The following is a 26,188-nucleotide window of genomic DNA, read 5'->3' on the forward strand; positions in this document are numbered from 1 at the left end:
CCCTCCACCCCTCTAGGGCGAGAAAGACAGAACAGGCGACTACATCACCGACGCGGCGTCAGGCCATCGCCTCTTGGAACCGCTCACGCAGGGCGTCCTCGCGTTCTTCGAATTGCTCAACTTTCTCCTGCAGGTCGTCACTGATGCGCTCTATGCTCGCCAGTGCTCGTTCGCCGGCCAGCGAGGCCTGTGACCCGTCGTCACCGTCCGCCTCTAGCTGCTGCTCGTACGCCTGCTCGACGCGCTCGATTGTACCTTCCGGGTTGAACAGAATGTCGTTGGCGATCCGAACGTATTGATCGAGGGATGCCCCTCTTTCCCCTGGAAGAAGTGGGTGAGAGCGTACGTCGCGCCGGAATGCAGCGTCCACATATCGATCTCGAAGGGGGACGCCGCATTGGCTTCTGCATCGCCGGCGGCACGCTCGGCCAGGTAGTCCGGGAAGCCCAGCAGGGTGTAGAACTCCGTGACGGTGAACGGGAGCTCCGAGAAGTCGAGGTCGATATCCTGAGCGTCTCGGATGAACTCGAAGAGGTCGTCGGCGACGAGTTCGACCTGTGCGAGGAGTTCCTCCCACCAGGTGCGGAAGTTCCGTACGTCGCCGACGTGCTTGATAACCTCCTTGTCGGTGAGCGAGCGCATCGTGTTCGAGCAGTAGCCATCCTGGGCGAACCCCTCCACGTAGACGGCGTGCTCGCCGAAGAAGTCGTAGCCCGACGTGACGCCCATCGTAATCGGGTCCGACCGACCGGGGAGGCGCACCTCGAGGCCATCGAACATGATGTCCATGTGGACCTCGCCGCCGCCCCGGTAGCGCCGAATCTCGCCGAACATTACCTCGCCCAACGGCGTTCCGTCGATGGTCTCCTCGCGGAGGACCTCTTCTAGCGGCCCGTAGACGTCGACCGGGTTGATGATCGAGTAGCTGTCAGTGGGAACGTGGAACAACGGGTCTGTCTCCGCGTCCTCATCTCGGGCCTGCTCCCGAGCCCGACTCGGCTCGACGAGCGCGTTGAACCGCTCCGTCTCGACCCACTCGTCGGTGTACGGATTCTGGTACGCCACGGTCGTCTCGACGGCCTGCGGAAGATCACGAACCGCCTCGGCGAAGGTCACGGGGTCTGCATCTGCATGATGCTCTCGGTACCACTCGGGTAGTTCGGTGTCGGTACGTCCATCGACGCCAGCCAAGATGGTTCTGGACTCTGGATCTTTCATTGCAGTCACCTCACTGCAGGAATCCTCGTCGACGAGCGCCTGCCTCGTCTCGCGCCCTGCGCCCTCTCCCGGGCGCAAAAACAACACAAACGAGAAGAGGTGGTTGTCTGGTTGTTCAGATGCACTGTCCCCCCTGCTGAGGTGGATACCGCAACTGGATTCAATAGAACCGGAACGCTTACTCGCTATGACAAACTCCAGTCAACTATTGTGGCGTCATTCCTTGAGGCATTAGCCAAGCAACGAGTTTGGCACTGGCTGGAGGAGTCTAAGGGATACACAGTCGATGGTGAGGTCAATATCGGGACTGGTCGCATCGACCTGCTCGCGGAATCACCGTCGGGAGAGATTATCGGGGTCGAGCTGAAGCGAGCATCTGAATTCGGGCTCGATAGAGACGTATATGCCCAAACCCATCGGTATATCGACAGCGGAGCCCTCGATAAGCTGTACTTTGCTGCTCCCGACGCCGACAAACTTGGAACCAATCCAGAATCGGATCCTGTCGACCAGATGAGTATCCGTGCAATAAGCTATCGGTTAGCTGCGGGCGTTGATGAGGACTGGTACACACCATCGGAGGTTATCACTCACATTCGGGACGCGATCTCTGCAGACTTTCTTGCCTACTCGCTGGAGCATCGTACTGTCGAGGACCTAATTCGGCAACTGTTAGATCGTTCCCCGGAGGATAACGAGCCGATATCTCTCGACGAGGCTGTTCAAGAGTAAGACGGACACAACTTCCAGAGGAGTTGGGTGTGATTCACGTCCCGATCGAAAAGAACGGATCCAAGTCCGACTTTTCTAGCCTGCTTACTTCCGGTGACGGTCCGATGCCCTCGATCGTCCGGGATGCCGAGCCAGTCTATGCTGGCGATGATACCACTGGCCAGATCTCTCCGACAGAAGAACCATCGGTGCGACATCATACCTGGACTCATTTTGGTGGCATCCCGGAAGCCCATATCCCGAACGACTTGGATTCGGACACTCCCACTCGCCCAATCGACATTCTGGCCTTCGAAGGGGATATTGATCCGACTGCAGCGGTCGAAACCCCCGAATCGAATGCGGTCATTGGTATCGAGGCAAAGGGTGAGAGCTCTTTTTCGGGTTCGCGAAAAACCGAGCAATTAGAACAGTTCTTAGCAACTGAAACTCTTTCAAAACTCTATCTTGCTGTTCCAACAACGCTAAGCGAGCGTGCAGTCACATTTCTTGAGAAGCACGGATTTGACACAGTTGGACTCATCACCGTAGACGACACCGGTGGCGTCAACATCGTTCGCGAAGCGACGCACCTGACGCCGAAATACGATGGCTATCTCGAGAATCATCATGATCGGAAGGTCGGGTATGGCGATCTCGACCTCCCGTGGCTTGAACCAGTCTCAAACCTATACCTCACCGACGAAGAAGCCGAACGGGTCAAGCATCCCGATCCAGTCGCCTACGCGAAACCCATTATTGAGGCAGCCGACTTGGACGCGCCCGCAGGGAGCTGGATTGACGTCGACGACTGGACGGGCGCCGAACGAACAGAAGATGAGTTCACAAAGGAGCGAGTGCGGTACTACCTCCTCCGTGGAGTGAAAGCTGGCCCGTACCTCCTCGACTCTGATGTCGACCAAGATGAGATGATGGGCGGCTACACTCGTTTGGCATTGGAGTGGTTCGAGGACACTGACGAACCAGGGCTGAAGTTGAACTTTGGCGGTGGCTCGTGGGTTGGGGGCTATCTCTGGTTCACTGGCAAGTCCATCCAGCAGCTGCTCTCGGTTCTCCTGAACATTTCGGACCTCAATGGGGCGACGATACGTGGACAGGGCAAAGTAATCGATTTGGAAACATTCCCGATTCGGGGTGACAGTAAACATCTTCGGCTACAGGGCCGTTTCGGAGAAGAGGATCTCTTAGAATTAGAGATCCGGAGTCTTGTCGACGAGGGCGAAGGCGACGAAATCTTCGAGGTGGACTTAGGTTCGGGTGAGAAAGCCGGCGTGACGGCGCAGTTTACCGAACCACAGTGGTACGATTTGGTGGCTACGTTGGATCACCTGCTGGCTGGTGGTACGTATCGAGGGCTGCCTGGGGAGTTTGACTCGACTCCACGTATTGGCCCGTTAGGTGAGGACACCTGGGACATCGGGACAGATATTGAGGAAACGTCGAATCCAGTCTCGATTGAGATGCGTAACTCGGATACCGACTTCCTCAGGGAATAGCCGCCGTTACTTATTCGTCGGTCGCTTGGTGCTTAGGCTCTTGCCGGTCGTTGTATCGCTCCAGTTAGCGCTCGATTTTCTCGAGCGCCTCGACACCACGTTCGAAGAGCTGGTGGGTGGCTCGCGCTAGCCGAAGTGTCTCCATCAGTGCTCCCCCTCCGGGGGTTCGATGAGGTCGTTGCTCTCTTCGGCGAGTTCCTGGATTACCCGTTCCACGTCAGCCTCCTCGGCAACCGCCCGATGTGCGAGCGGGGCAGGATATGCACGGTCGCCTTGGCTGCAGAGTACGACCAGCCACTCCTCCCTCCCATCCCCGAGTACGATGTAGTGGTCGCGATCAGCGCGCTGGAAGACCCGCCGGTCCGGGCGAGAGACGGCTCGCCAGTTCTCGGGGAGCGTCGGTGACGGCCGTCCACCGTCGGCGAGGGCGACGACGTCGTCGGTAAGGGTCGCCATCGCGGCGTCGATCTCCTCACCAGTGAGGTGCCAGCACGTCGCTGTACCGTCGCACTCCAGCTGTAAGACCACCTGATTCCGGAACGCGATGTAGTGCTCACGGGCGAACTGTTCATCGTCGTAGTAGTCGAGGAGGAGCGCGCACGCGAGCTGGGCGGGCCCGCTACCACTGTATCCCCACTCGAACCCGCTCGGACTGTGGTTGACGAGGTCCAGACTGCGCTCGAGAGAAAGTCGCCGATGCTCCGAGAGGTTCAGAACGACGGCTTGGCCGTCGACACGGAAGCCGACGTATTCGACTGTGTCTCGGTGGGACTGACCGGGCGATGCTACTGGAACCGATTCCGAACTTGCTACAAGTACATTCCCGTTCATCGTTGCTCGCGGGCGATTCGGTGACCCCCGCACCCCTCTCAGGGGTTCAACAAACAGGACGGCGCAGCGTTCGGTAACGTATTTGGCAGTTCCAACGTACTGTCCATATAATTGAGGATGGCTGTACTGGACGATCTCTCGGGGTTCGAGTTCGAGGACGTGATGGAGGACGTGTTCCGCAACCTCGGCTACGAGAACGTCCGCCAGGCCGACCGCACGGCTGACGAGGGTCGTGACGTCATCATGGAGGAGGTCGTCGACGGCACGCGGCGCGCGATCATCGTCGAGTGCAAGCATACGGGGACGGTCGGACGGCCGGTCGTCCAGAAGCTCCACTCCGCCATCGCGACGTTCGACTTCGACGGCCCGAAACGCGGAATAGTCGTCACGACGGGCCGGTTTACGAACCCGGCTCAGGAGTATGCCGACCGCCTCCAGCAGAACGACGACCCGCATCCGATCGAGCTGCTCGACGGCGAGGACCTCCGGGAGATCGCCGACGAGATCGGCCTCGACCTCTACAACGGTCGCATCGAGATTCTCTGCGACGAGACGCTCCGCCCGTACGATCCGGCCGCCGACGTCGACGCGCCCGTCATGGAGGCGTTCCGCGACATCGAGAACATCGAGGCTGCCGACCTGCCAGACCCACACTCATCGGTGACGTTCCGCCCGGTGGTCGCTGTCACCGCGGACACGAACGCCGTCTTCGAGACGTCGGTGGGCGTCATCCACCGGATCAACGACCGGACCCGATTCGTCGCCCACGCCGAACGCGGGCAGCCGCAGGTCGTCGATGAGGACGTCGGGACGCTGGTCACCGAGAATCTCCACGCGACGGTCGACCTCGATGCCGAGCAGTTCGGAGAGGTGTTCGACGACGTCGAGGAGCGGCGGTTCGGGCAGACGCAAACGGAGTACAAGGAGTGGGCCGTCGAGCGCCTCCAGCAGCATCACACGACGACGGTCACCTACACCGGCGACAACAACGTCACGTACAACAAGACCTGTGAGCCGAACCGCTCGGACATCTCTGTCCAGTCGATCGAACCAGTGTACCTCCCCGAGGTTCGACAGACGACCGAGCTCCAGGAGTACACCTACCCCTACGAGTACTACGCAGCAGGCCCGTCACGAGTAACCGCCGAGGATGGCATCCATCGGTGCGTCCACTGTGACACGAGCGGCGGCGACGAGACGTACACCTACTGTCCGAACTGCGGGGCCATCGCCTGCACCAGCCACATCAAAACGGAGCGGCTGGAAGGCGAGCCGGTCTGTACGGGGTGTGCGGTGACGGAACGGTTCGCGCTGAAGACGAAGTACTTCTACGACGAGGAGAATCTCGAAGCGTTCCGCGAGGAGTACGCCGCGATGCCGCTTCACGAGAAGGCGATGGAGAACAAGTGGCTGGCCGGGGGAAGCGTTGTCGCGACGCTGCTGGTCGTCGTCGGACTACTCGCCGCCGTTGGTGCGATGTAGTATTGTTTTGATTATTTGAATAAAAACCACTATCGATTTCGTGGTCTGGTTCTAAACGGCCATATGGAATACGAAGTTGGGAGTGACGAATCGGTGAGTACAGCTGTTGTCCGTGCCGTAAGTGCTGTCGATGGACGGAAACCCAGTTCGCTTCCACCGCTAACGCGTGTTCTCGATCCGGACGCGCTTGATGCACTCTTTGACTCACACGCTAACGGTGAACCGCGAGCTGGTGGCCGACTCTCGTTCATATATAGCCGCTGCCGTATCACCCTCGACAACGGCGAGTTTCTCACCATTCAGCCCCTCAAAAACCACCCACGGGCTACCAGCGATCGAGAGTCCAGCTGTATTGACCGGCGATGAAGTGGACTACTGCTGTGGTTCGTTACGTGTAACTACTATTGAGGGTCACGAGCGGGAATCAGTCCTTGGGCCATGAGCCGCCGGGCGATCACGACGAGGCCATTACCGAACCCCTCCCCGAAGATAGCTTGCTCTTCCTTCGTGTCGGGCATGATTGAACTCACTAAGATCGTTGAGCGGTCGATCAAGAGGAGTCGCCCGATTGCCGTGTCATCTTCTTCCGTGTATTCGCCGTGTAACCATTCCAGTCCGGAGACGAACGTTGTTGCGTCCGGCACAGCCGCTTGCACTTGGTCTTGGAGTGGTTCGGTCAATGTTCCAATAATCAAATCGATTCCGTCATCGACTTCGTTGAGGGTCTCGACGAGATCCTCAGTCAAGAGTGATTCGTCGCCGATCACGAGTACGATTTCGTTTGTGGCTTTCTCGATGAGCTGATCCGTCCTGTTTTCGATAGCGTCCTGTCCGGCCATCGCCCAAATCTGCTGGACGGGGGATTCATCACCCTCGTCGACGACGTCGACTGTATCGAGGGCGTCGTGCAGCCGTTCGACGCGCTCCTCGTACTGATCGCGGAGCGTTTCGGTCGCCTCCTCGAGTGGGACCGCGCGAAATTGCTGTGGGCTCGAATGTTGGATTTCAACTAGCCCTTGGGCCTCAAGGACTCGGATCGCATCGTATACCCGCGTCCGAGGGACCTCAGTGAGTTCACTCAGTTTCTTTGCAGTCCCCGTATTGAGACGTGATAATCCAACGAAGCATCTGGCCTCGTATTCTTTCAAGCCGAGTTGCTGGAGTACCTCGATCGCTTCTTCCACGTTTTCTGGTGTATCCATGTGTCCCAACCTCCCGGGGACTCCCGGGACTTTCCTGCAGATTGCCTCCCGGGACGGATAGGTATTGTCACTCCCGATATGACGGGGAGTATCGACCCGAACAGTAATCTTTGGGCTCAGCTACGTAACCTGCAATTGAGTGGTGACTGGCAAATCTATTTGTAATTCTTTGAGTGACTACAAGATTGTAAGCTCTTTACGGTACTCTAACCCGGCGGAATAGCGAGTTAAGAAAATAACTCGTTTAATCACAAAAGATATAATGGGATGGGGCACATTCACACTTGCACGCAGGCCAGTTCTGTGTCCCAACCACCGTACTGCTGCGTGCAAGCCCGGCCGCGCCCTCGCGGAGTGGCTGGGCTCATACTTCCGGAAGTCAGCCAGACCGATGAACGATGATCCAACTGAAGACCCTCAGTCCGCCGCCATCGAGCAGCTCGAACGATTCGGGTTGAGTGCGTACGGTGCGCGGACGTTCGTGGCACTTGCGAGTCTGGGGACGGGGACGGCCAGGGACGTGAGTCAGGTGTCAGAGGTGCCACGTACTCGGGTCTATGATGCGATCGACGAACTACACGAACGGGGCCTCGTCGACGTTCAGCAATCGTCGCCCAAGCAGTTCTGGGCGATCTCGGCCGAAACCGCGAGCCGATCGTTCGAACACGAACTCCAGCACCGCACGGAGGTCCTGCGGACGGCGCTGAGTGAACTCGAACCCGTCGAACGACGAGCCGAACAACGAGGCGTCTGGACGGTCGATGGCCAGTCAGCAGTCACCGAGCGAGTCAGGGAGTTCTTCGCGAGCGCAGAGGAAGAAATCGTCTACATGACTGTCGAGGACCTCCTCACCGACGACCTGATCGATGAGTTGAGTAAGGCCGCAGAGCGCGGTGTCTCCATCAAGCTGGCGGCGTTTCAGCAGATGTTCAAGAGCGTATCCAGGACGACATCCCCGGTGCGACGATGTTCGAATCGCTATGGGTCTGGTCGGATACGTCGGCAGGACGACTCATGATGATTGACGGACGAAAAACGCTCGTGAGTGCACTCGTCAACGGCACAGACGCATCTCCATCTGACCCACGATCGGAAACCGCCATCTGGGGCGAGGGTGACACGAATAGTCTCGTTGTCGTGCTGAAGGCGATTTTCACATGGCGACTAGACTCAGAGAACCCGTACTAATGGAAAACCAACGAATACTCACCGAATGAAATGTTCACATGAATCACGTGTCCTCTCAGACCGAACCATCTGTTGGTGGTATCAAATATGACTAAGTCGAATCCATCTCCTGATACAGATAATACGATTCAGACCGAATTTGACTGGGACTCAGTAGCACCAAGTACTGCCGTTATCGAGACGGTATCCATCGCATCGAACATGGATCCGTCTACAATCGAGCCCCTGTACGGATCCGTCGACCCGGACGCCTTAGACACACTCATTCGATCAAATGGGACACGCTCTGCTGATAACGCCACCACCGTCTCATTCACGTTCGTAGAGTATGAGGTGAGAGTTCGGAGTAACGGCACTGTCGCCGTTCGCCCTATCGAAGAAGATGGGTGATACTGCGTCGTCGGTGCAGGGACTAGATGAATCACCGTCTCAGCCGATACTCAACGGCCGACTGACAGGGTACGCTGGAGAATTATGAATCAGGAGATGTCTGGACCACTTCCGTGGGAAGGGCATCTAATACGGTCTCGATCTGTTCGTCGGACTGGTATCGAACGATATTGCTTTCTTGATCGTACTGGATGATCCCGTGCTCGTCTAACTTGGGCAAATGATTGTGGATCACTGGATCGAGAGTTGATCTCGGTCAGTACGCTCTTCGGTCATAGGAGCCGATCCACCGTCGTGTAGCTGCTCAACGAGATCCTCTACTGTTGCCTTTCCAGTGGTCTCGTCTCGTAATTGGTGAATGATTCTTCGGCGCTGTCTATCCGAGATGAGCTCAAGATATGTATCGAGATGAGTGGCACCCATAATACCATATAATACTGGGCTGGCCTCATGAAGCGGTGACATTATCACACTCACCGTATTTTTAATTAACCGAGTAACATAGCTACGATTCTAGCGCTACGCTCTTCTATACCGTCTCTGCTAGCAGATCCTTACGGGCGTTCTCCAGCGGGCCGTGGAACTGCCAGCTAGCCCGCTCGAAGGCCTCGTCGGTCGGCCCATCCCACCGGGGGAACGCGGAGTGACCGCTCACTTTGACTGTCCACTCGGTCGGCTCGTCGAACGGGTTCTCCGTCGGGAGTTCCACGACGTAGAGGTATTCCTCGTCGCCGTGGATGCCATCGGCCGGATTCTCGACGCCGTGGCCCAGCAGGAACAGCGGCTGGTCGAGATGCTCCATATTGGACGGCTCGAGGAGATCCGCTGGCTGAGCCGCGTCGATCGTTCGCTCTGGGTCGCCATCCAGATAGAGGTCGACCGTCGAGAGCTTATCGAGGAACACGAAGGTCGCCGCCGTGTAGCCCGGTCCGCGCTCGGCACGGGTCGCATCGAGCAGCTCTTTCAGCTGTGTGAGATCTCGGAGGACGCTTGCTGGATACCCATCTGAATGCCGGTACACCTGTGCGACGCGGACGTCATCAGTTGGGTCGCCGTCCTGGTCGACTCGTTGAACGAATCGGAGTTGACTCCGTGTCGACATCGATACTCTCCGGCGCGTGTGCGCCGGCGCCCCTCGCCGGCGCAAAAACAACTTCTTCCGTTCACTCAGACGGTGGAAGTGGTTGAATCGGGAGCTGTTCGAGTTGTCTGTGACAGCCCGCACAGACCGTCAGTAAATTCTGCTGTACGTCGGCGTCTTCGAGTTCTTGACCGGACGCTTCGGCGAACTCTGACCGCGGGATTCGATGATGGACGTGGAGATCCATTCCGTGTTCGTCCTGATGCCGTTCGCGAGCCATCCCACACCAAACGCACTGTTCGTCGTCCCGGCGGATGATTTCTTCGCGCTTGATGTGCCAATTCTCGCCGAACCGTTGCGTGGGACGGAGGGTCTTTCGCAGGAGGTACTCCTCCAGTACTTGTTGATCAGTCGCTCGGAGTGCCGCTTCCCACGATGAGAAGATTCGCAGGATTGGAACAGGCGAACAGGATCCATGTTTCCGAACGTCTGTTGTCGTTGGTGGACGCCCCAACCGCTTGTAGAGGGTCCGTAGCTCCTTACAGGCCTCCTCCTCGGTGAAGGGATCCGGTTGGTTTAGGGAGGCTCCAACCGATTGAAGCGCAGCATTCCACGACCCAAACCTCCGCCTGTAGGGTTCGGGGCTGTATTCCCCATACCCGATCATATCCCGCTTGCGAGGGGTTCGATCCAGCTCATCCATGAGCCGTTTGAGTTCCGTCTGAAGCTCAGTTCGAGACAGCGCATCCGGCTGGTTTGAGTCATATCCCGCGGCTTCCAGCGCATCGTTCCAGCTACCGAACTCCGATAGGTACACCCAGCTACTGAACGTCCCTTCTTCATCCATTTCAGCAGCGGTCGGCGACGAACCAAGTCGGCTCCCGAGACGCCGTAACTCGGATAGGAGATCGTGACGGTCCAGTTTCCACTGTATTGTAGGCTGATGATCCGCTTTCCGTAAAGCTTCGTTCCAGCTACCGAATCGATTCTGATACGTCGTTACGCTGTACTTCCCCTGCTGCTCCATATCCCGCTGGCGCGGTGTCCTATCCAGATTTTCGGCTAGTCGATTAAGTTCCTCCAGTAGCTCTCGGTCTTCAATATTCGCTGTGCTACTGTGCTCCGGTTCCAGCCCTGCTTCCTCTACAGCGTTGTTCCAGCTCTCGAACCGGTCTTGATACGTCGTCCGCGAGTAGGAGCTCAATTCGTCTATTTCACGGAGTGAGGGCGGCCGACCGAGTTGATCCGCTATGGATTGTAGTTCCTTAATGAGTTTCTCAGCAGGAATACGATTCGGACTCATGTTCTCACCGGTGGCTTCGCCAATCGCGGACGGATTTACCCATCTTGGTATATGAAATTCAGCACCCAAACTGGATCGCCGGTACCTCTCACCGGCGCAGAAACAACATCACGAGTTGGCGATACTCGAACTTCGCTACGCCAGGTGCGACACCTCTGATGGTTCTTCGACGTCGTCAAACTCACCGCGCTCGACAGGCTCCCAATCCTCTCCTGGCTCTGGACTCCACCAGTCGACCTTGTAGGCGCCCGGTGCGCCGAGGATTTCACGCGCGCCGACCCATCAGGCAGGCCGCGGCGCAGTTTCTCGTCGACGTGAAGGTTCCAGGACGTGGTTGTATCGAAGCAGGCGAGCACGGCCTCCTCGTAGCCGCGTGTTTCTCGGGATTCCTGGAGTTCGACCTGGGTGTTGCAGTTCTTGCAGAACACCCCCTCGAAGGGGATGTGAGTGAAGACCTCCTGCCCGCAGACGGGGCACCAGAGGAACTCAAACAGTGCCTCACTGTGTCGGTCAAGTACTTCGAGGGTCATTGGTTGACTAACCCGGTCGTCCCGGGCCACCACCTCGTGCCCGGCCGAAAAACAGCGCCCAGCGCTCACTCACTCACCGTTCGGGGCCGTAGACGATGCGTGAGGGGGCTTCGTATCCACAGTCGGGGCAGTCGTACCACCGCTGGACTTTCGCCCCGTCTGCTGCCTTCTCGCCGACGCGAACGTCGTTGTTCGGACACTCCGGGCAGCTGAGGTCCGGAGCCGGCCGCTCCCGGAGTTCGTCACGGAACGACGTCGCGTCCTTCGTCTCGTACCCCCGCGACCACACCGGATAGCCGTCGACGAGGATTGCCCCACGCCATTTGTACCGGTAGGAGTCCGGGGCTCGATGCAGGACGGCTCGCGCACCGGTCTCGGTGTTCCGATACGCAAGCGTCGGCGAGCGGCTCTCGCGTCGCCAGTTGGTGATGCGAGGCATTGGTTAGAAGTGGACGTCAGCGGGCACGATCCAGAGCACTTCACTCTCCTCGAGGAGTCGATCCAGCTGTCCACGGTGACGAATGCCGGTTCCGTGTTCGGTGTACAGGAAGATTGTCGGGCCATCGTACGCACCGACCTGGTGGAAGGCGTGCCGGGCGAGGTCCTCGTCACGCATGATCTCCTCGTCGGAGAGCTCCTCGATGGCCTCTTTCACCCGGTCGAGATTACGCTCGAATTCCTCCTTCGTCGCCTCCCAGCCACGCTCGAGCAGGTCCTGGCCGTCATCGGAATCGACGGGGGCTGCCGTCGGCAACTCCCCCCATCGTGCCTTCCCCGCAACGGACGTGTCCTCCTCGTCGAAGGGCACAAAATAGTCGAATACTGCGCAGGAATGCGGCTCTGAGCCGACTAACTTATTGAACACCGTTTTCCCCGCAGACAGTGCTTCGCTTTCTGTCGATGCCTCTACGAGCGCGTAGATGACCATATGCATCTGAACCACTCCAACGCTCGTCGTATGATTCGACGCGCGCCGCCCTCTTTCGGCGCGGATAAACTACGGTGACAATGGCGATATGGAATAACCGTGCCCTGGAGAGAATTCTGTCTGGGTCTCAGATTTCACCACCCATAATACAAGTATACCTATCCCCACGTTTTGGGTAATGACGGGGCCTCAGGTCTTTGAGACTGCTCTTGATAAGCTTTCTTCGAAGTTGCTGTTCGTAACCGTCGAAGGGGATGTTGAGTTCTGCGATACAACGTTGTCTGACGAACTTGGATATGATCGAGACGCTCTCCTTGATTCCAATCTCTTTGACGCGCTAGTTCCCAAAGAAAAGCAGGCCAAAGCTCAACAAACCTTTGAGCAGATAATTTCACGAGACCAAGACCCTGGGGAATGTGAAACTCCAATCTGTAGTGCGGAAGGTGAATGCCGTTCGATTGCGTGGATCGACGTTGTTGAAGATGGCGCTCAAACTTTTGTGATAGGTCGTCTCACAGACCTAGAGGCCACCTCCTTCTTCGATCACGAACTTGAACCCTACCGGACGTTGGTAGATCACTTCCCAAATGGGCTGATTACGTTATTCGATGACGAACTCCGCTTCCGAATTGTCGGTGGTCCAGCTTTTGAAGAAGTCGACCTCTCTCCAGAAGATCTCCGAGACAATCGGTTACACGATGTCTTTCCTGAAGAGAACGCAGACGAACTCAGCTCTCTCTTTCGTAGGGCGCTTGAGGGCGAAACAAACGCTACTACGCTCCCTCTCGAGAATCGGTTTTTTGAGGTACAGGTGCTCCCCGTTAGGGACGATTCGGGGAACGTCGTCGCCGGGATGAGTGTCTCGCAGGACGTGACGGAACGCATCATCCGTGAGCGCGAGCTCCAAGAGGCAAGGGACCGATATAAATCCCTCATTCAGAACGCCTCTATACCGATATTCGTCGGCGACGAGACCGGCACAGTTCACGAGATGAATGAGAGTGCTGAAGAACTGACCGGGATTTCCAGGGAAGAGCTCATCGGAAACTCCATGCTCACAATTCATCCGACTGAGGAGGAAGATCGGTACAAAGCTGGCATCCGACAGCACGCAAATGAAGGGGGAACTCGACGATACCTCCCTAACGGCGACCAGATCCATATTATCGATGACGAAGGGACTCGTATCCCTGTCGAGATTACGGCCTCTGTGATCGATCAAGGCGAAGAGACGCTCGTTCACGCACTGTTTCGAGATATTTCTGACTATGTCTGGTACGAGAACACGCTGGAAGAACTTCATGAGAGTGCTGGCGAACTCGTACGGGCAACATCCGATTTGGAAATTGCCCAGTCAATCGTCGACACGGCAGTTGATACGCTTGACCTACAACTCATCTCCGTTAATCTAGTCGATACCGATGATGAAACACTGTCGCCAGTAGCATACTCTGAGGATGTTATGGATGTTATTGGAGAACTTCCATCACTTCCACTCACTGAAAGTCTTGCCGGTGAAGTGTTCCTCTCGAACGAGGCAATCAGTGTTGGCGATGTCCGCTCTCGGGAGGAAGTGTACAATTCAGATACACCGATTCGAAGTCAGCTCATTGTGCCGATCGGAGAGTTTGGTGTCATTATCTGTGGTTCGACGACTGCTGCCACATTCGACCAAGAAGACCAACGGCTCCTCGAACTCTTGGCGCGGAACGCCGAATCAGTGTTCACCCGCGTCAACCGCGAGCAGGAACTCCGACGTCGTGAACAAGACCTGAAAACAAAGACGAAAACGCTAGAGCGTGTTGAAGATCTCAACACGAGAATTCGGAAGCTCACCCAAATTGCATCGCAATCCGAGACCCGGGATGAGCTTGAACAGGAGGTCTGTGAGGTTCTCAGTAATACTGATCCGTTCGTTTGGATGGGTCGGTGAACTCTCTCCTGAACGCGACGAACTCATCCCACGCACGTGGGCCGGTCGAGACCAGGGCTACCTCGATTTATGTCCACTAACGCTCGACAATATGGCTTCCGACCCAGCTGTTCAAACTGCCCAGACAAACAACCCGACAATTGTCAGTAATACTGCAACTGATGTCCAACAGGAACCATGGCGGCGCGAGGCGATCAGCCGGAACTTTCTTCGGTTATCGCTGTCCCGATTATGTTCCAAGATGTCCTCTACGGCGTTCTCACTCTATACGCTGAGGACCGTGATGCTATCACGGATCGAATTCGGGATGTCCTCTCCGATTGGGGCGAAATTATGGGGTATGCAATTAAAGAGGCCGAACGGACGAGTGCGATTCTATCCCGTCAAGGGACTGTGGTCCAGTTCAGCGTTGAATCCGCAGCGTGTCCACTGCTCCGTATCGCCCGAAACAGCCAGTGCACACTCTTTTTCGAGGGGCTCCGCGAGCAGGAAGGTGACGAAGCAACGGTCTTCGTGCGTGTCTATGATTGTTCAGCACAGCAGTTTATCGAGGCAGCTGAGCAAGCGACCGTTATCTCCTCAATCACGGAAGTTAGTGAGTCCGATGATGGTATTCTCTTTCAAATCACCATTACTGAGATGTTCATCGCCAGTGTGCTGGCGAGGTACGGAATTCGTCTTGAGAGTATTATGGGGACTAGTGAGGACAGTGTCCGCGTCCGACTTGTGACGCCGCCGACCATTCCCGTTCACCGGGTTGTGGATATCGTTTCGACTGAGTATCCTGATTCGACCCTGCTTGGAACCGATGACCTGACTGACTATCCGCGTCGGCAGACCGAAGTTGGCGACCAAGCTCTTCAGAATCTGACGGATCGGCAGCGTGAGGCACTTGAACTCGCGTATCACGGCGGCTATTTCGAGTCGCCGAAGGGTCTTAGCGGGCAAGAACTCGCGGAGCAGATGGATATCTCCTCGTCGTCCTTCAACGTACATCTCCGGACTGCTGAACGAAAACTACTGGATGCAATCCTCGGAAGCAGTTACCCTTCGGATTCGGTACGGAGCTGGAAGTAACCATTCCACAATCGGCGGGTGTGGATATATTAGTCACCTCTAGGGAACACTTCGGATATATCAGCCCTTAGCTTTTGACACTGGAAATCCACGACTGGCATACATCCCTTTATGTCCACTTCACCAGAATCTGGCGACAGCCAGACAACCGTACTGGTTCTTGAGGACGAAGAAGGGCTTGCCGATTTATACACAGTCTGGCTCTCAGACGAATACAGCGTTCGAACCGCGTATACCGCAGCTGAAGCACGTGATAAGTTTGATCAAGACGTAGATATTGCACTCATCGACCGCCGACTCCCGGATGAGTCCGGTGATGCGGTCCTTGATTGGATTTCCCGGAACTATCCAAAGTGTCGTCAGGCGATGGTTACTGCAGTCAATCCAGATATCGACATCGTGGAGATGCCACTGGACGACTACCTCGTCAAACCAATCCAGAAGGACGAACTTCTCAAAAGAGTCCGCCGACTCGATAACCAGCGGAACTACGAGGGGGCTGTTCGGGACCTGTACGCGCTCACGAGGAAACGAGTTCATTTAGAGTCGGAGCTCAGCGAATCAGAACGTTCGTCGAGTGAGGAGTTTGCTTGGCTTGAAACTCGGATTGAGGAACTTGAACAGACTGCGGCGGAGGTGAACGGGAAATTCGATGACAGGGATTTCCTCGAAATCGTACGCCGACTCGGAGACGATACTGGGGGTGATTCATATGGTGAATAATAATCAGACGCCCAATCGTGAAGCGGATGAGATTATAGAAACAGAGACCGCTCGCGTCCGGTACCATCGTTCGACCGAGACATATTTCGCAGCGTACGAGTGGGAATCGGACCAGTCGCTCAGTGCGACGCTTGCCGTTATCATTGAGGCGATATCCGATGTTGACTCCACAGGTCGCCCTCCGCTCTTTGACAGAGTCGATACGGACGCCCTGGACAAACTCTTTGAGCCAATCGGAAACAACGAGCGGGACCGGCGGGCCGGCCGAATCATCTTTCCATACTGTGAATTTCTTGTGACGGTTCACGCTGACGGTGAGATCGTGATCTCCTCCAAACAAGAGGCCTCAGAAACATAATGAACGACACTACTGATACAACCACGAAGGAGCAGGGAACAGTCAGTCGTATTTCCACTGGAATTTCCGGACTTGATGAAATACTCCGTGGCGGACTTATTCCAGAGCGGAGTTACCTGGTTCGCGGGCGGCCAGGAACGGGGAAAACCATTCTTGGGTTGCACTACCTCACTACAGGTGCTGCGAACGGCGAGACGTCGCTGTACATCAACCTCGAAGAGGAAATTGAAGATATCGAACAGAACGGGGCTCAGCTCGGCTTTGACCTTACGGACATCGACTTCCTGGATTTGAGTCCCAAATCTGACTTCTTTACAGACGACCAGGGGTACGACATCTTTGAATCGAGTCAGGTGGAACGGGATCCGTTCGTTGAATCTATTTCGGACAAAGTAACCGAACTGGAACCCGACCGCGTGTTCGTCGATCCGATCACTCAGCTCCGATACCTCACTGGCGATGAGTACCAGTTTCGGAAACAGGCGCTCTCGTTCATGCGGATGCTCAGCGAGAATGGGGCAACAGTCCTGTTCACGACACAAGCCACCGACGCAAAGCCGGACGACGACTTACAATTTATGAGTGACGGCACGATTGAACTCGGAGACTCGGCGATGGGCCACACCATCGACGTGCCGAAATTCCGTGGCTCCTCGATTCAGGACGGACATCACGCGATGGAAATCACTGACGCGGGTATTGCAGTCTACCCAGAACTTCATCCCGGCAAGCACGACAAGCAGTTCGAATCAGAAGCGATTTCCTCGGGTGTACCTGCACTGGACGAAATGCTAAATGGAGGTATCGAACGAGGGACTGTCACCATCATTAGCGGACCCACCGGTGCGGGGAAGACGACGCTTGGGACGCATTTCATGAAGGAAGCCGCTGAGCGCGGTGAGCGGTCGCTTATGTATCTCTTCGAAGAGAGTGCGGCAACGCTTCGAACTCGGTGCGAGGCGATCGATATCCCCGTTCGAGAGATGGAGGAACGGGGACACTAGCGCTTGAAGAACTAGAGCCCCTAGACATGTCGCCGCAGCAGTTCGCACAGGCAGTCCGGCGAGAGATAGAGGATGACGGGGGAGATATTGTTATGATCGATGGGATTAGGGGGTATCAGATCTCGATCCAGGGCGACCAACAGGACCTCACACGAAAACTCCACGCACTGTGTCGGTATCTCACGAATATGGGGGTGACTGTAATCCTCGTTGACGAGTCAAGCACGTTAATGGAGGAGTTCAGTGCGACCGATTCAGGCGTGAGCTATCTCGCGGACAATATTTTGTTCCTCCGTCATATCGAATACGGTGGAGAGCTCCGCAAGGTTGCCGGCGTTCTCAAGAAGCGGACAAGCGACTTCGAACGCTCGCTTCGCGAACTCGAGATCACGGAGAACGGCCTCGAAGTGGGTGACCCGTTGACGGGACTTCGTGGGATTCTCTCAGGGACACCGGAATGGACCGATGATGCCTCGACAGAGGGCTAATGCTCGACGTGATTCTGGGGTGGGGAATCTGATGCCGAAGCAATCCGGCACTCCTGTCGAGGTTAATCAGTTCGATGTAGACGAAGAGGTCTTCCTCTGTTTTGGCCACGAGAACAATCGACAGATGCTCGCGAGGGAGCTACAGTCAGACTACCACGTTACAACCGCTGATTCGATACCGTCAGAGTCTGAGTTTGCACTTTATATCGTCGACGAACCAGGACTCGAACATTGTTACGAAGAACTCCAGGCTGTACGCACAGCATCAGAACCGATCATCCGCCCGTGTTTACTCGTCACTTCAACTGATGTCAAGCGTATTGACCCGTCGGTCTGGGAGGTCGTTGACGATGTCATCACGACGCCGATTTCGATGGCCGAGCTCCGACCACGAATCGAATCGCTTCTTCGGTGGTACCGGTTGTCGGTCGATTATGGGGAACGTCGACAGTTAGAACAGGTCGCCAGTATCCTCTCACACGATCTTCGCAACCCGTTGAGTGTCGCTCAGGGAAATCTTGAACTCGCTCGTGAGGACGGCGATGACGAATACTTCGAGCGGACTGCACGGGCACTTGAACGTATTGAGGACCTCCTCGGCGATGTACTGACGCTCGTCCGCCAGGACTATTCGGCGTCTGATTTCGAATTGGTTTCAGTAGATGCACTCGCCCGAGAAACATGGGATGAGTTCGATTCGGGCGAATCAAAATTAGTCGTTGAAATCGATGGACAGTGTTCCATTCGGGCGAACCGAAGTGCGTTGATGGAGTTGTTCACGAATCTCTTTCGGAACGCAAAGGATCACAACGAGAGACCAGTGACAGTCACTATCGGAGTACTTGCGGATGGGTTCTACGTTGCCGACGACGGGAATGGAATCCCGGAAGCAAAACGGGAACGCATCTTCGAATCGGGGTTTAGTACACAGTCAGACGGCACCGGGCTCGGGCTCTCCATCGTTGAACAGGTCGCAGACGCACACAACTGGACCGTTTCCGTAACAGAGAGCGATACTGGTGGTGCGCGTTTCGATGTCACTGATGTATTCTTTGAACAACCTGATTCTGAGTCCGCCGGGACCGACGGGGGTTCGTAGGATGGACAACGATGAGCAAGCTGAGGAGGATTCAACTCCGACTGGGAAGTCCGCTGTGGTTGGGCTCCTGTTTGAACACGACGAGAACCGTCGCCAGTTAACCAAGTGGTTTCGGGAGCTGTCTGAGTTCACACCCTGTGGTGTTTCACCGTCGGGAGGATCTTCCCAAGCGGATATCCTTCTCGTTGATGAACCGGCACTCGCCCGTCATCGCGACTGGCTTCAGTCCCGAAAAGGTAGAGAAGAACCGCCCTTCCATCCTATCGTTCTCGTTCACAGTACGGATGATTCTTCGTTCGAAGGCGGAGTATGGGAGATTATCGACGAGACGGTTTCAGTTCCAATCGACCCGTCACCGCTCAAACACCGCCTCAAGAATTTACTGGAGCGACGACGGCTCTCGAAGAACCTTTCTAACGAATTGGAACGCACCGAGAAACAGTATCGGGCCGTTTTCGAATCAGTCAACGACGCGATGCTCGTTATTGATGCTGAACGGGATCAGGTCCTTGACTGCAACCCTCGTGCCGGGGAAGTGCTTGGATACTCTGAGTCAGAACTTCGGTCACTTTCCGCTTCAACGGACCTGCACCCAACAAACGGCGACGCCTATGAGCAGTTCATAGAGCGTGTGCTAACTAAGGGGCGTGACCGAACTGACGACCTTGTTTGTACGACTAAAGAAGGATCTAAAATCGAGGCGGAGATTTCAGCGAGCACGTTGGATGTGCAGGATAGCTCGAGAGTTGTGTTCTGTATCCGTGACGTAACAGAGCGCCGGGAGCAGTCTCGGCAACTTGAGAGTCAGCGGGACCAGCTTGCACAACTGAATCGTATCAACCGGACACTCCACGAGACGACGAGAGCAGTTGTTCAGGCCTCGAGTAGAGACGAGCTCGAAACTGCCGTCTGTCAAAACCTGTCCGACTCGGGGGCGTATCAGTTCGCTTGGATGGGTGAGAGTGCGGAAGAACACGCTCGCGTTGAGCCCCGGGCAACGGGAGGGAAGGCGGCGGAGTACCTCAACCACGTTAGCGTGACGACCGACGGAACGGAGACCAGCCAGGGTCCTACTGGCCAGGCACTCGAAACACTGTCCGTCTGTACTGTCCAAGACGTATCGACAGCATCCGAGATGGAGCCCTGGCGTGATTCGTTAGCAGAGTTTGGAGTCCGAGCGACTGCTGCTGTCCCAATTCACTACGATGACGAAATCTACGGGATTTTGAACCTATACACCGAACGCGAGAACGCGTTTGTCGGCGAAGAACGGGACATTCTTTCTCATCTCGGAAATACAATCGGGCGCGCAATTGCTGACATACGGGCCCGCGAAGAAGCACAGATATTCCAACAGGCAGTTGAACACGCCGGACACGCGATCTATATCACTGAGCCGGACGGGACGATTGAGTTCGTTAATTCTGCCTTCACCGAGATGACGGGGTACAACCGGGAGGAGGTGATCGGGAAGAATCCACGGATTCTGAAATCTGGAGCGCACGATAAGGAGTTCTATCGCGATCTCTGGCAGACGGTGTTATCTGGGGAGACATGGGAGAACGAACTCATCAATCGGCGCAAAGATGGTCGTCGCCAGTATATCGACCAGACTATCGCGCCGATCACGATGGGATCAGACGATGTCGACTATCTCGTTGCTGTCAACACCGAGATAACGCAACAACGACGCCGCCAGCAGCAACTCCAGGTGTTATATCGTGTTCTTCGTCATAACTTACGAAACGAACTGAACGTTATTGAGGGGTATGCAGACCTGCTGGCCGAATCCGGAACGAGTCAACAGGAATCTGCACTCTCCGAGATCTCTCAAGCAGTCGACGATCTTCTTCAAATAAGCCAGCAGGCACGCCGTATTGAAAGTACATTTACTGAGGAATCTGCTGATCAGGAAGTGCATTCTCTAGACGAAGTCGTTCAGGGGGCGCTGGCTGATGCTGCGGTCCCTGAAGACGGGCTCACCATCTCAATTTCTGAAACGTCACTTACTGCTAATATGGAGTTACAGACGGCGATTCAGGAACTTGTGGTGAATGCGTTCAAGCATAATGATGCGGAGGAACCGTCGGTATCCGTATCAATGGAAACAGAGAACTATAGGAATACCCCGTATGGGACTGTCATCGTTCGGGACAACGGTCCTGGGATTCCGAGTAATGAACGGGAAGTGCTACGTGAGGGAGAGGAGTCCCCATTGCTTCATGGTAATGGCTTGGGACTATGGCTTGTCAACTGGGTCGTATCAGAACTTGGCGGGACTATTGATATTCAGGATGCCAACCCTCGTGGAAGTCTCGTAACGGTTACTGTCCCACTCAGTGATTGATCTACTGATTAGCGTTGTGAAAAGCATAGTTTGGATTCATCTATGCTAGGTCTGCTTCTCCCGACAGGCCAGCAAAACCACCCTCTGTCCTCCTTTTCTCAGGATTCGTCCGCTCGTTCGACAGCGATGGTTAGATCGCCCGACGCGTAGTCAGCCGCGAAGTCGACGGCGAACGCGTCCGCTTCGTAGGCGGCGTGGTAAGCACGGTGGCGTTCGAGCGAGCCTGTCGCCTTGAAGTGGAAGAACGCGGCCGCCGTGTAGGGCTTGCTCTGTGTTTCGACCTGCGACTCGACGGAAGCGGGAAGCGCGATCTGGGGCGTCTCTGTGTCGATACTCGCAGCGAACTCTTTCGCTTCTTCGACGGTTGCTTGCGAATGTGCCGGTGTCTCGCCGGTCAGCACGTTCACCGAGGTTTCCGTCTCGTCGGTGAACAGGACGTCTTCGAAGGTGTGTGTCCCGAGGATCGCCTCGGGATCCAACTCGCAGTCGTGAAACGGGTCGTCGTCTGAGGTCATCGAATCACGAGCCTATGGCGGGGCTCACCCATTCTGACCCCTGAAAAACAGGACCTGCCACGAAGCAGATCGAACTAGGAGTGGTTCAGGCTCGCCTTCTCGAAGGGTGACTCTCCGGTCGGAATGAGCAGCTCCTGTCGGTCTCCGACTCGCTCGGCCAGCTTCCGTTTCAGGTACTGTCTCGCCGTCGACGGCGTGAAGACGCCCTTGTCGAGCATGTCGCCGACGACGTCTTTGAGGGCCGCGAACTGTCTCTGCAGGTGGCCGTCACCGACCAGCTCGCCGTCGTACCAGCGCACCGTCGCGAGCGCGCCGTTCCCGACTGTTTCTCCCTGTTCGACCGTCTCCGAGTCGTACTGGAGGCCGAACCACAGCGTCCGATAGGCGCTCACCTCGAACGTCGTCGACACCACGAAGAACCCCTCGTGGTGGAGGTAGTCGAGATGGTCAGCGACGATCTCGTCGAGGATGAGCCCGGTGGCGCGGGGCTTCGGTTCGACGACCGTCGACGGTCGATCCTCGCCGGCGAGGTAGCCGTCGACCGCATCTGCCTCAAGGCCATCGGCCAGTTCAGCCAGCAGCTGTTTCGCCCACTTGGAGTCGGTGTCGTCGCCACCGAACGGCGACTCAGCCGAGATTCGGTGCTTGAGCTTGAGGTTCGCTGCGCCCCAATGGCTGTAGTGGAGCGTGTGCTATCACTCAGGTTTGCTACAGCCCTCTTGCCACACTGTATTCGTCCACAATCAGTAAGTACAGGGAGTTTAGTGAACGCACTCCCACTTGCGAAATATAGAACAAGTCGTCACTAGATTCTAGCTGCGTACTCAACGCTACTATGTAGTATGCTGTCTACGTTAACCTCACTTCCCGGCTAGGAAATCGTGACAAACTGGGTGACGGGCATCGTGAGAAACCGACTTGACTCCATTCTGGACGAGAATGGGAAGACATCGGACACACCTCCAAAACCACTACACCGGCAGGGTAACTCTGAAACATATGAACGAAACAGATGATCAGAACAATCACACTATAATTGATGCCTGAGCGATTACCCCAAGACGACTGCTTTGGCAAAGCCGCCGAATTCATCGGCGAACGTTGGCTTGAGGAGCAAGTCGAAAAGTACCGGGACACCGATTCGCACAAAACAGCCCCTCAACTCGTGCAGAATTATCGACGCGCCCAGAAAGAACTCGGGTACGTCGAAGATGAATTCGAATCGCATTTCCCGGAGTTATCGATGCCGACGTTGGAATTCCTCGACCTCGGTCGGTGCGTCATACAGTTAACCGAGTCCGATGCAACCGTCGTCGATCCGGCCACGTTCGAACCAATTGACGTTACTCTCGCAGAGCAATTCAGAGACGGGATTCGGAACTCACGGCACTATGAACGCACACTGTACGAGCTCCGAACCGGGTACTTCTACGACCGCCGCGGGCACACCGTGCAGTTCCTCGCCGAGGACCGCTCCGATTCGAAAACGCCGGATATCCTACTTAGAACACCGTTTAAAGTTTTCGTTGAATGCAAACGTGTTGATGCGGTGAGCAAATCAGTTGAGAAAGCAAAAAGCATCGCTAATGAACTCAACAACCGGACCGTCCAGCACTTAGACCCGGGTCACGCGGCCGTCTACGAGTACTCGTCTGAGCCGGAGATGAGCGATCTTACCGGTGTAACTGACAATCTCCCGGAGCGTGTACGGAACGGGTCGGTATCAGTATCGTTGCCATTCGGAACCTTGACGGTGTTTAACATCGAAAAACGGCACGAGGAAGGGGTGTGGGTGATCGATACTGGGCAGGATGCGCTTGCGAAGCATGATGAGGTGTATGAAACGTACCTGCAACCACTCGTGAAGATGGCCGTCGGGGACGATCTCGGTGTGAATGATGTCGAATCGTGTTTCAACGCAGATTTAATTGACACGCCTGCCCGGACTTTGTTCACGGGCTTGAAATTCTCTTGTGTGCCGTCGCGTTTCGAGAGAAACCGGGTGTCTCGCGTCGCCGGGCAAGTAGATAAGGCGCGTCGGAAATTCGGGAAGGAACACCCGAATATCCTGCATATTGACGCGCCGTTCGGGGCTGACGTCGCCGAGGAGCTCGTTGACGACATTCGTACCGAAGTTGGCCGGCAGCTCGCATCGACCCGTCGAGTGACAGCCGTCACAGTATCCTTGCATTTGAAACAACGGAACGAATCGGGTGCTGAAGCGATTCGGAACCCGGCGATATCAATCAAACACCTTGACCCGTACTCGGAGTTACCGCGGAGTTTCGACGTGTTAGGGACAGATATCACGTAAGAAGAACCGCGTTCAGTGGTGACGACCGAGCCACCACAACTTCGCAGTTCGCACACGTATTGAGCAGCTGTTTCATCGCCTGTAGTATCTCACAATACTCCGACGTCCACTGGAAAGCACCGCTCGGTATATCGCTCGGAAAGAGTGCGCGATGTCCCTTGACCTCCGCCCACACCAGTTTGATGTGGAAATCCCGACACGGGATTTCAAAGCTGAGCGGTTGCTCAGCTATACGGTTTCAAGACGCATACGTTCCAAGCGTCGCCTGCTGGGTTTCAGCATCGGCCTGGCTGTCTTGTGGCCCGGTCAACGAGGCCCCATCCTCAGCCGAGTCATCGTCGTTCTCGTGTTCTCTGGAACGACTCTCTCCGCTGAGGTAGCGATCTGCGATGTTGAGTGCGGCGTTGATGTCTGCCTGGTACTCTTCGATCCAACAGGCGTCGTTGGAGCATATGAACGTCGCCTGTTGAGGCCGGCTTCCCCTCTCATCGCACGCATGGCACTCTTGAGAAGTATTCTCTGGATCGACTGTTGCAACGGGGATCCCCCTTTCTACGGCTTTGTACGTGATCTGTGCGTGGAGTTTGGCGAATCCCCAGCCGTGAAGCCGGCGATTCATGTAGTCCCCGTAATCCATCGACTCCTGGATGTAGGTGAGATCCTCGAGCACGAGAACCGGCGTCTCGACTGACTCGGCGTACTCCACCACTTCCCTGGTGACGATGTGGAGGATATCGTCGATTTGCGCCCACAGCTCGTCGCCGAAGGTGTCTACGATCCGTTCGCTCTCGCGACTTTGGAGTCGCCGCATCGTGGTGAAGTAACGCTTGCGGAGTCGACGAACGGTCTTCCCTTCATCCGTCCAGAGCTCAGGGTTTGTCGGGGACCCATGCTCGTCGCGGTGACACACCGTGACGAGACTTGCCTCCCCGATATCGACGCCGATTGGTGTACGTTGTTCGGGAGGAACCTCGGAGTTGAGCGGGATGTCACGGGTCGCGATGAGATGGAAATACCACGTTCCCTCCCGCTTGAGCAAACGACCTTCCCCACGTCTGCATCGCCAGCGATCACTGCTTCAAGCCAGTCCCGTTGCTCAGGGTTCGGCTGTGCTGGTACCCAGAGGTGGTAATCCTCGTGGTGAGGGATTTTGACGTACCACTCGATCGTGTTTTCGGGCTTGTGGTCGATCTTCACCCCCTCGTTGGTGAAGCGGACAGGGTGATCGTCACTGAGTTCATTTGCCCCATAGGTCGTCGTCAGCTGCGGGACATACCGCTTCAGGGCGTTCTTTGCGTAACCGCTCAGCTGATAGTCACCCACGATGTCGTTCGCTTCCCCCAAGGTGGTACAGTTGGCCTCGAAGGCCTCTTGGAGCGCCTGCTGGTAGGCCGCCCGCGTCTCACGGAGCTTCTCCCGCTTGTGTGCGTTCGGATCTACCAGCTTCAGTTCCAGCGTTTTTGTGAGTTCAGTCACGACTCATCACCCTCTGATACTGACTGGTTGTCTTGGTCGCCCCACCAGCGCGCTGTCGAACGCGCCCGCATCTGGTTTGCCCCACGGAGGCCGTCCACGACTGGTTCGCCCCGCACCCTTCTCGGGGGCGATAAACACTCTCCGAGGCGACCCAGCCAAATCCCGCGCTGCGACGCCGCTCAGGACTCGACGTGTGTATCGGCGTCCTCGCTGTGTTGAGGTTGGGTGAGTAGACTCACGTTCTGGAGGAGTGTCCTCGCTGCCTCGATTCGCTCCTGATCGGCGTCGTCGAGTCCGGCCGTTTCGATGCGCTTGAGATTGGTGAGTGAGCGATGCAGTCGATATCCGGGTGTGTTGCGTGGGTCCATTTGAAGCGCCTCGCCGATTCACGGCGCAGAGAAACCTCTCCGGCTGCGGGTAGCTGTCGGATTGGGCCTGCTCGTTAACCAACATTGGTGTGTTTCTGTGTCGCT

General features: G+C 56.2%; 21 protein-coding genes and 6 pseudogenes. 14 read left to right on the forward strand and 13 right to left on the reverse strand.

Going from position 1 to position 26,188, the window contains the following annotated elements; genetic code table 11:
• Positions 1-58: 58 nt before the first annotated feature.
• Positions 59-1,218: pseudogene (locus P1N55_RS19045) on the reverse strand (hypothetical protein).
• Between the two features lie 141 nt (positions 1,219-1,359).
• On the opposite strand from P1N55_RS19045, the gene P1N55_RS19050 reads away from it, so the two are divergent.
• Together P1N55_RS19050 and P1N55_RS19055 are read left to right on the forward strand one after the other, a co-directional pair.
• Positions 1,360-1,950 (forward strand): PDDEXK family nuclease, encoded by a 591-nt coding sequence (locus P1N55_RS19050; RefSeq protein ID WP_276278823.1) that lies wholly within the window; start codon positions 1,360-1,362, stop codon positions 1,948-1,950.
• A gap of 104 nt (positions 1,951-2,054) precedes the next feature.
• Positions 2,055-3,446 (forward strand): hypothetical protein, encoded by a 1,392-nt coding sequence (locus P1N55_RS19055; protein WP_276278824.1) that lies wholly within the window; start codon positions 2,055-2,057, stop codon positions 3,444-3,446.
• 144 nt (positions 3,447-3,590) lie between these two features.
• On the opposite strand, the gene P1N55_RS19060 is transcribed toward P1N55_RS19055, so the two are convergent.
• Positions 3,591-4,277 (reverse strand): DUF6166 domain-containing protein, encoded by a 687-nt coding sequence (locus tag P1N55_RS19060; protein ID WP_276278825.1) that lies wholly within the window; start codon positions 4,275-4,277, stop codon positions 3,591-3,593.
• Positions 4,278-4,394: 117 nt separating this feature from the next.
• Here P1N55_RS19060 and P1N55_RS19065 point away from each other — a divergent pair, with 117 nt between their 5' ends.
• Complete coding sequence (locus P1N55_RS19065; RefSeq protein WP_276278826.1) at positions 4,395-5,759, forward strand: restriction endonuclease; 1,365 nt, start codon at positions 4,395-4,397, stop codon at positions 5,757-5,759.
• 63 nt (positions 5,760-5,822) lie between these two features.
• The gene (locus tag P1N55_RS19070; protein ID WP_276278827.1) at positions 5,823-6,125 is read left to right on the forward strand and encodes a HalOD1 output domain-containing protein; all 303 of its coding nucleotides are present in this window, start codon (positions 5,823-5,825) and stop codon (positions 6,123-6,125) included.
• A gap of 35 nt (positions 6,126-6,160) precedes the next feature.
• Here P1N55_RS19070 and P1N55_RS19075 read toward each other — a convergent pair whose 3' ends face one another.
• Positions 6,161-6,961: a TrmB family transcriptional regulator gene (locus P1N55_RS19075; protein ID WP_276278828.1), complete on the reverse strand. Its 801-nt coding sequence runs from the start codon at positions 6,959-6,961 to the stop codon at positions 6,161-6,163.
• Positions 6,962-7,352: 391 nt separating this feature from the next.
• Between P1N55_RS19075 and P1N55_RS19080 the strand changes: the two are divergent.
• Both P1N55_RS19080 and P1N55_RS19085 read left to right on the forward strand, forming a co-directional pair.
• Positions 7,353-8,149: pseudogene (locus tag P1N55_RS19080) on the forward strand (TrmB family transcriptional regulator).
• Between the two features lie 87 nt (positions 8,150-8,236).
• Positions 8,237-8,539: a HalOD1 output domain-containing protein gene (locus P1N55_RS19085; RefSeq protein WP_276278829.1), complete on the forward strand. Its 303-nt coding sequence runs from the start codon at positions 8,237-8,239 to the stop codon at positions 8,537-8,539.
• Between the two features lie 82 nt (positions 8,540-8,621).
• Here the strand turns inward: P1N55_RS19085 and P1N55_RS20180 are convergent, their stop codons facing one another.
• From P1N55_RS20180 to P1N55_RS19110, 6 genes and pseudogenes are all read right to left on the reverse strand, one after another.
• A complete protein-coding gene (locus P1N55_RS20180; RefSeq protein ID WP_455429092.1) occupies positions 8,622-8,774 on the reverse strand; it encodes a DUF7344 domain-containing protein in 153 nt (50 codons plus the stop codon).
• A 294-nt stretch (positions 8,775-9,068) separates the two neighbouring features.
• Positions 9,069-9,641 (reverse strand): hypothetical protein, encoded by a 573-nt coding sequence (locus P1N55_RS19090; RefSeq protein ID WP_276278830.1) that lies wholly within the window; start codon positions 9,639-9,641, stop codon positions 9,069-9,071.
• A gap of 61 nt (positions 9,642-9,702) precedes the next feature.
• A complete protein-coding gene (locus P1N55_RS19095; protein ID WP_276278831.1) occupies positions 9,703-10,923 on the reverse strand; it encodes a homing endonuclease associated repeat-containing protein in 1,221 nt (406 codons plus the stop codon).
• 135 nt (positions 10,924-11,058) lie between these two features.
• Positions 11,059-11,453, reverse strand: a pseudogene (locus P1N55_RS19100) (DUF7567 family protein).
• Positions 11,454-11,526: 73 nt separating this feature from the next.
• A complete protein-coding gene (locus tag P1N55_RS19105; protein ID WP_008458751.1) occupies positions 11,527-11,892 on the reverse strand; it encodes a DUF7568 family protein in 366 nt (121 codons plus the stop codon).
• Positions 11,893-11,895: 3 nt separating this feature from the next.
• Positions 11,896-12,387 carry a hypothetical protein gene (locus tag P1N55_RS19110; RefSeq protein WP_276278832.1) on the reverse strand — a complete coding sequence of 164 codons (492 nt, stop codon included), beginning with the start codon at positions 12,385-12,387 and terminating at the stop codon, positions 11,896-11,898.
• Positions 12,388-12,559: 172 nt separating this feature from the next.
• On the opposite strand from P1N55_RS19110, the gene P1N55_RS19115 reads away from it, so the two are divergent.
• The 7 genes and pseudogenes from P1N55_RS19115 (at position 12,560) to P1N55_RS19140 (ending at position 21,410) form a co-directional block, all read left to right on the forward strand.
• Positions 12,560-14,314, forward strand: a complete 1,755-nt coding sequence (locus P1N55_RS19115) for a PAS domain S-box protein (RefSeq protein WP_276278833.1) — start codon at positions 12,560-12,562, stop codon at positions 14,312-14,314.
• Between the two features lie 177 nt (positions 14,315-14,491).
• Positions 14,492-15,391: a bacterio-opsin activator domain-containing protein gene (locus P1N55_RS19120; RefSeq protein ID WP_276278834.1), complete on the forward strand. Its 900-nt coding sequence runs from the start codon at positions 14,492-14,494 to the stop codon at positions 15,389-15,391.
• A gap of 111 nt (positions 15,392-15,502) precedes the next feature.
• On the forward strand, positions 15,503-16,114 hold the full coding sequence (locus P1N55_RS19125; RefSeq protein WP_276278835.1) for a response regulator transcription factor: 612 nt from the start codon (positions 15,503-15,505) through the stop codon (positions 16,112-16,114).
• Positions 16,104-16,472, forward strand: coding sequence for a HalOD1 output domain-containing protein (locus P1N55_RS20060; RefSeq protein WP_340696147.1), 369 nt, complete (start codon positions 16,104-16,106; stop codon positions 16,470-16,472). The genes P1N55_RS19125 and P1N55_RS20060 overlap by 11 nt, the downstream gene beginning before the upstream one ends.
• Positions 16,472-17,964, forward strand: a pseudogene (locus P1N55_RS19130) (ATPase domain-containing protein). The gene P1N55_RS20060 and the pseudogene P1N55_RS19130 overlap by 1 nt, the downstream one beginning before the upstream one ends.
• Before the next feature lie 31 nt (positions 17,965-17,995).
• Positions 17,996-19,063, forward strand: coding sequence for an ATP-binding protein (locus P1N55_RS19135; RefSeq protein ID WP_276278836.1), 1,068 nt, complete (start codon positions 17,996-17,998; stop codon positions 19,061-19,063).
• A gap of 1 nt (position 19,064) precedes the next feature.
• Positions 19,065-21,410: a PAS domain S-box protein gene (locus tag P1N55_RS19140; protein ID WP_276278837.1), complete on the forward strand. Its 2,346-nt coding sequence runs from the start codon at positions 19,065-19,067 to the stop codon at positions 21,408-21,410.
• Positions 21,411-21,508: 98 nt separating this feature from the next.
• Here the strand turns inward: P1N55_RS19140 and P1N55_RS19145 are convergent, their stop codons facing one another.
• Positions 21,509-21,925 carry a hypothetical protein gene (locus tag P1N55_RS19145; protein WP_276278838.1) on the reverse strand — a complete coding sequence of 139 codons (417 nt, stop codon included), beginning with the start codon at positions 21,923-21,925 and terminating at the stop codon, positions 21,509-21,511.
• Between the two features lie 74 nt (positions 21,926-21,999).
• Positions 22,000-22,617 (reverse strand): annotated as a pseudogene (locus P1N55_RS19150) (DUF6735 family protein); the annotation flags it as partial.
• A 347-nt stretch (positions 22,618-22,964) separates the two neighbouring features.
• Here P1N55_RS19150 and P1N55_RS19155 point away from each other — a divergent pair.
• Positions 22,965-24,239 carry a hypothetical protein gene (locus P1N55_RS19155; RefSeq protein WP_276278839.1) on the forward strand — a complete coding sequence of 425 codons (1,275 nt, stop codon included), beginning with the start codon at positions 22,965-22,967 and terminating at the stop codon, positions 24,237-24,239.
• Positions 24,240-24,477: 238 nt separating this feature from the next.
• Here the strand turns inward: P1N55_RS19155 and P1N55_RS19160 are convergent.
• Both P1N55_RS19160 and P1N55_RS19165 read right to left on the reverse strand, forming a co-directional pair.
• Positions 24,478-25,715: pseudogene (locus P1N55_RS19160) on the reverse strand (RNA-guided endonuclease InsQ/TnpB family protein).
• 179 nt (positions 25,716-25,894) lie between these two features.
• On the reverse strand, positions 25,895-26,083 hold the full coding sequence (locus tag P1N55_RS19165; protein WP_276278840.1) for a hypothetical protein: 189 nt from the start codon (positions 26,081-26,083) through the stop codon (positions 25,895-25,897).
• Positions 26,084-26,188 lie beyond the last annotated feature (105 nt).

It is taken from the genome of Haloarcula regularis, from assembly GCF_029338315.1.
In the GTDB taxonomy this organism is placed as follows: Archaea; Halobacteriota; Halobacteria; order Halobacteriales; family Haloarculaceae; genus Haloarcula; species Haloarcula regularis.

Excerpts from the sequence above, each read along its gene's own strand:
- P1N55_RS19055 (WP_276278824.1), top strand. The coding sequence starts at position 2,055 with ATGCCCTCGATCGTCCGGGATGCCGAGCCAGTCTATGCTGGCGATGAT.
- P1N55_RS19060 (WP_276278825.1), bottom strand. The coding sequence starts at position 4,277 with ATGAACGGGAATGTACTTGTAGCAAGTTCGGAATCGGTTCCAGTAGCA.
- P1N55_RS19065 (WP_276278826.1), top strand. The coding sequence starts at position 4,395 with ATGGCTGTACTGGACGATCTCTCGGGGTTCGAGTTCGAGGACGTGATG.
- P1N55_RS19070 (WP_276278827.1), top strand. The coding sequence starts at position 5,823 with ATGGAATACGAAGTTGGGAGTGACGAATCGGTGAGTACAGCTGTTGTC.
- P1N55_RS19075 (WP_276278828.1), bottom strand. The coding sequence starts at position 6,961 with ATGGATACACCAGAAAACGTGGAAGAAGCGATCGAGGTACTCCAGCAA.
- P1N55_RS19085 (WP_276278829.1), top strand. The coding sequence starts at position 8,237 with ATGACTAAGTCGAATCCATCTCCTGATACAGATAATACGATTCAGACC.
- P1N55_RS19090 (WP_276278830.1), bottom strand. The coding sequence starts at position 9,641 with ATGTCGACACGGAGTCAACTCCGATTCGTTCAACGAGTCGACCAGGAC.
- P1N55_RS19095 (WP_276278831.1), bottom strand. The coding sequence starts at position 10,923 with ATGAGTCCGAATCGTATTCCTGCTGAGAAACTCATTAAGGAACTACAA.
- P1N55_RS19105 (WP_008458751.1), bottom strand. The coding sequence starts at position 11,892 with ATGCCTCGCATCACCAACTGGCGACGCGAGAGCCGCTCGCCGACGCTT.
- P1N55_RS19110 (WP_276278832.1), bottom strand. The coding sequence starts at position 12,387 with ATGCATATGGTCATCTACGCGCTCGTAGAGGCATCGACAGAAAGCGAA.
- P1N55_RS19115 (WP_276278833.1), top strand. The coding sequence starts at position 12,560 with ATGACGGGGCCTCAGGTCTTTGAGACTGCTCTTGATAAGCTTTCTTCG.
- P1N55_RS19120 (WP_276278834.1), top strand. The coding sequence starts at position 14,492 with ATGGCGGCGCGAGGCGATCAGCCGGAACTTTCTTCGGTTATCGCTGTC.
- P1N55_RS19125 (WP_276278835.1), top strand. The coding sequence starts at position 15,503 with ATGTCCACTTCACCAGAATCTGGCGACAGCCAGACAACCGTACTGGTT.
- P1N55_RS20060 (WP_340696147.1), top strand. The coding sequence starts at position 16,104 with ATGGTGAATAATAATCAGACGCCCAATCGTGAAGCGGATGAGATTATA.
- P1N55_RS19135 (WP_276278836.1), top strand. The coding sequence starts at position 17,996 with ATGCCGAAGCAATCCGGCACTCCTGTCGAGGTTAATCAGTTCGATGTA.
- P1N55_RS19140 (WP_276278837.1), top strand. The coding sequence starts at position 19,065 with ATGGACAACGATGAGCAAGCTGAGGAGGATTCAACTCCGACTGGGAAG.
- P1N55_RS19145 (WP_276278838.1), bottom strand. The coding sequence starts at position 21,925 with ATGACCTCAGACGACGACCCGTTTCACGACTGCGAGTTGGATCCCGAG.
- P1N55_RS19155 (WP_276278839.1), top strand. The coding sequence starts at position 22,965 with ATGCCTGAGCGATTACCCCAAGACGACTGCTTTGGCAAAGCCGCCGAA.
- P1N55_RS19165 (WP_276278840.1), bottom strand. The coding sequence starts at position 26,083 with ATGGACCCACGCAACACACCCGGATATCGACTGCATCGCTCACTCACC.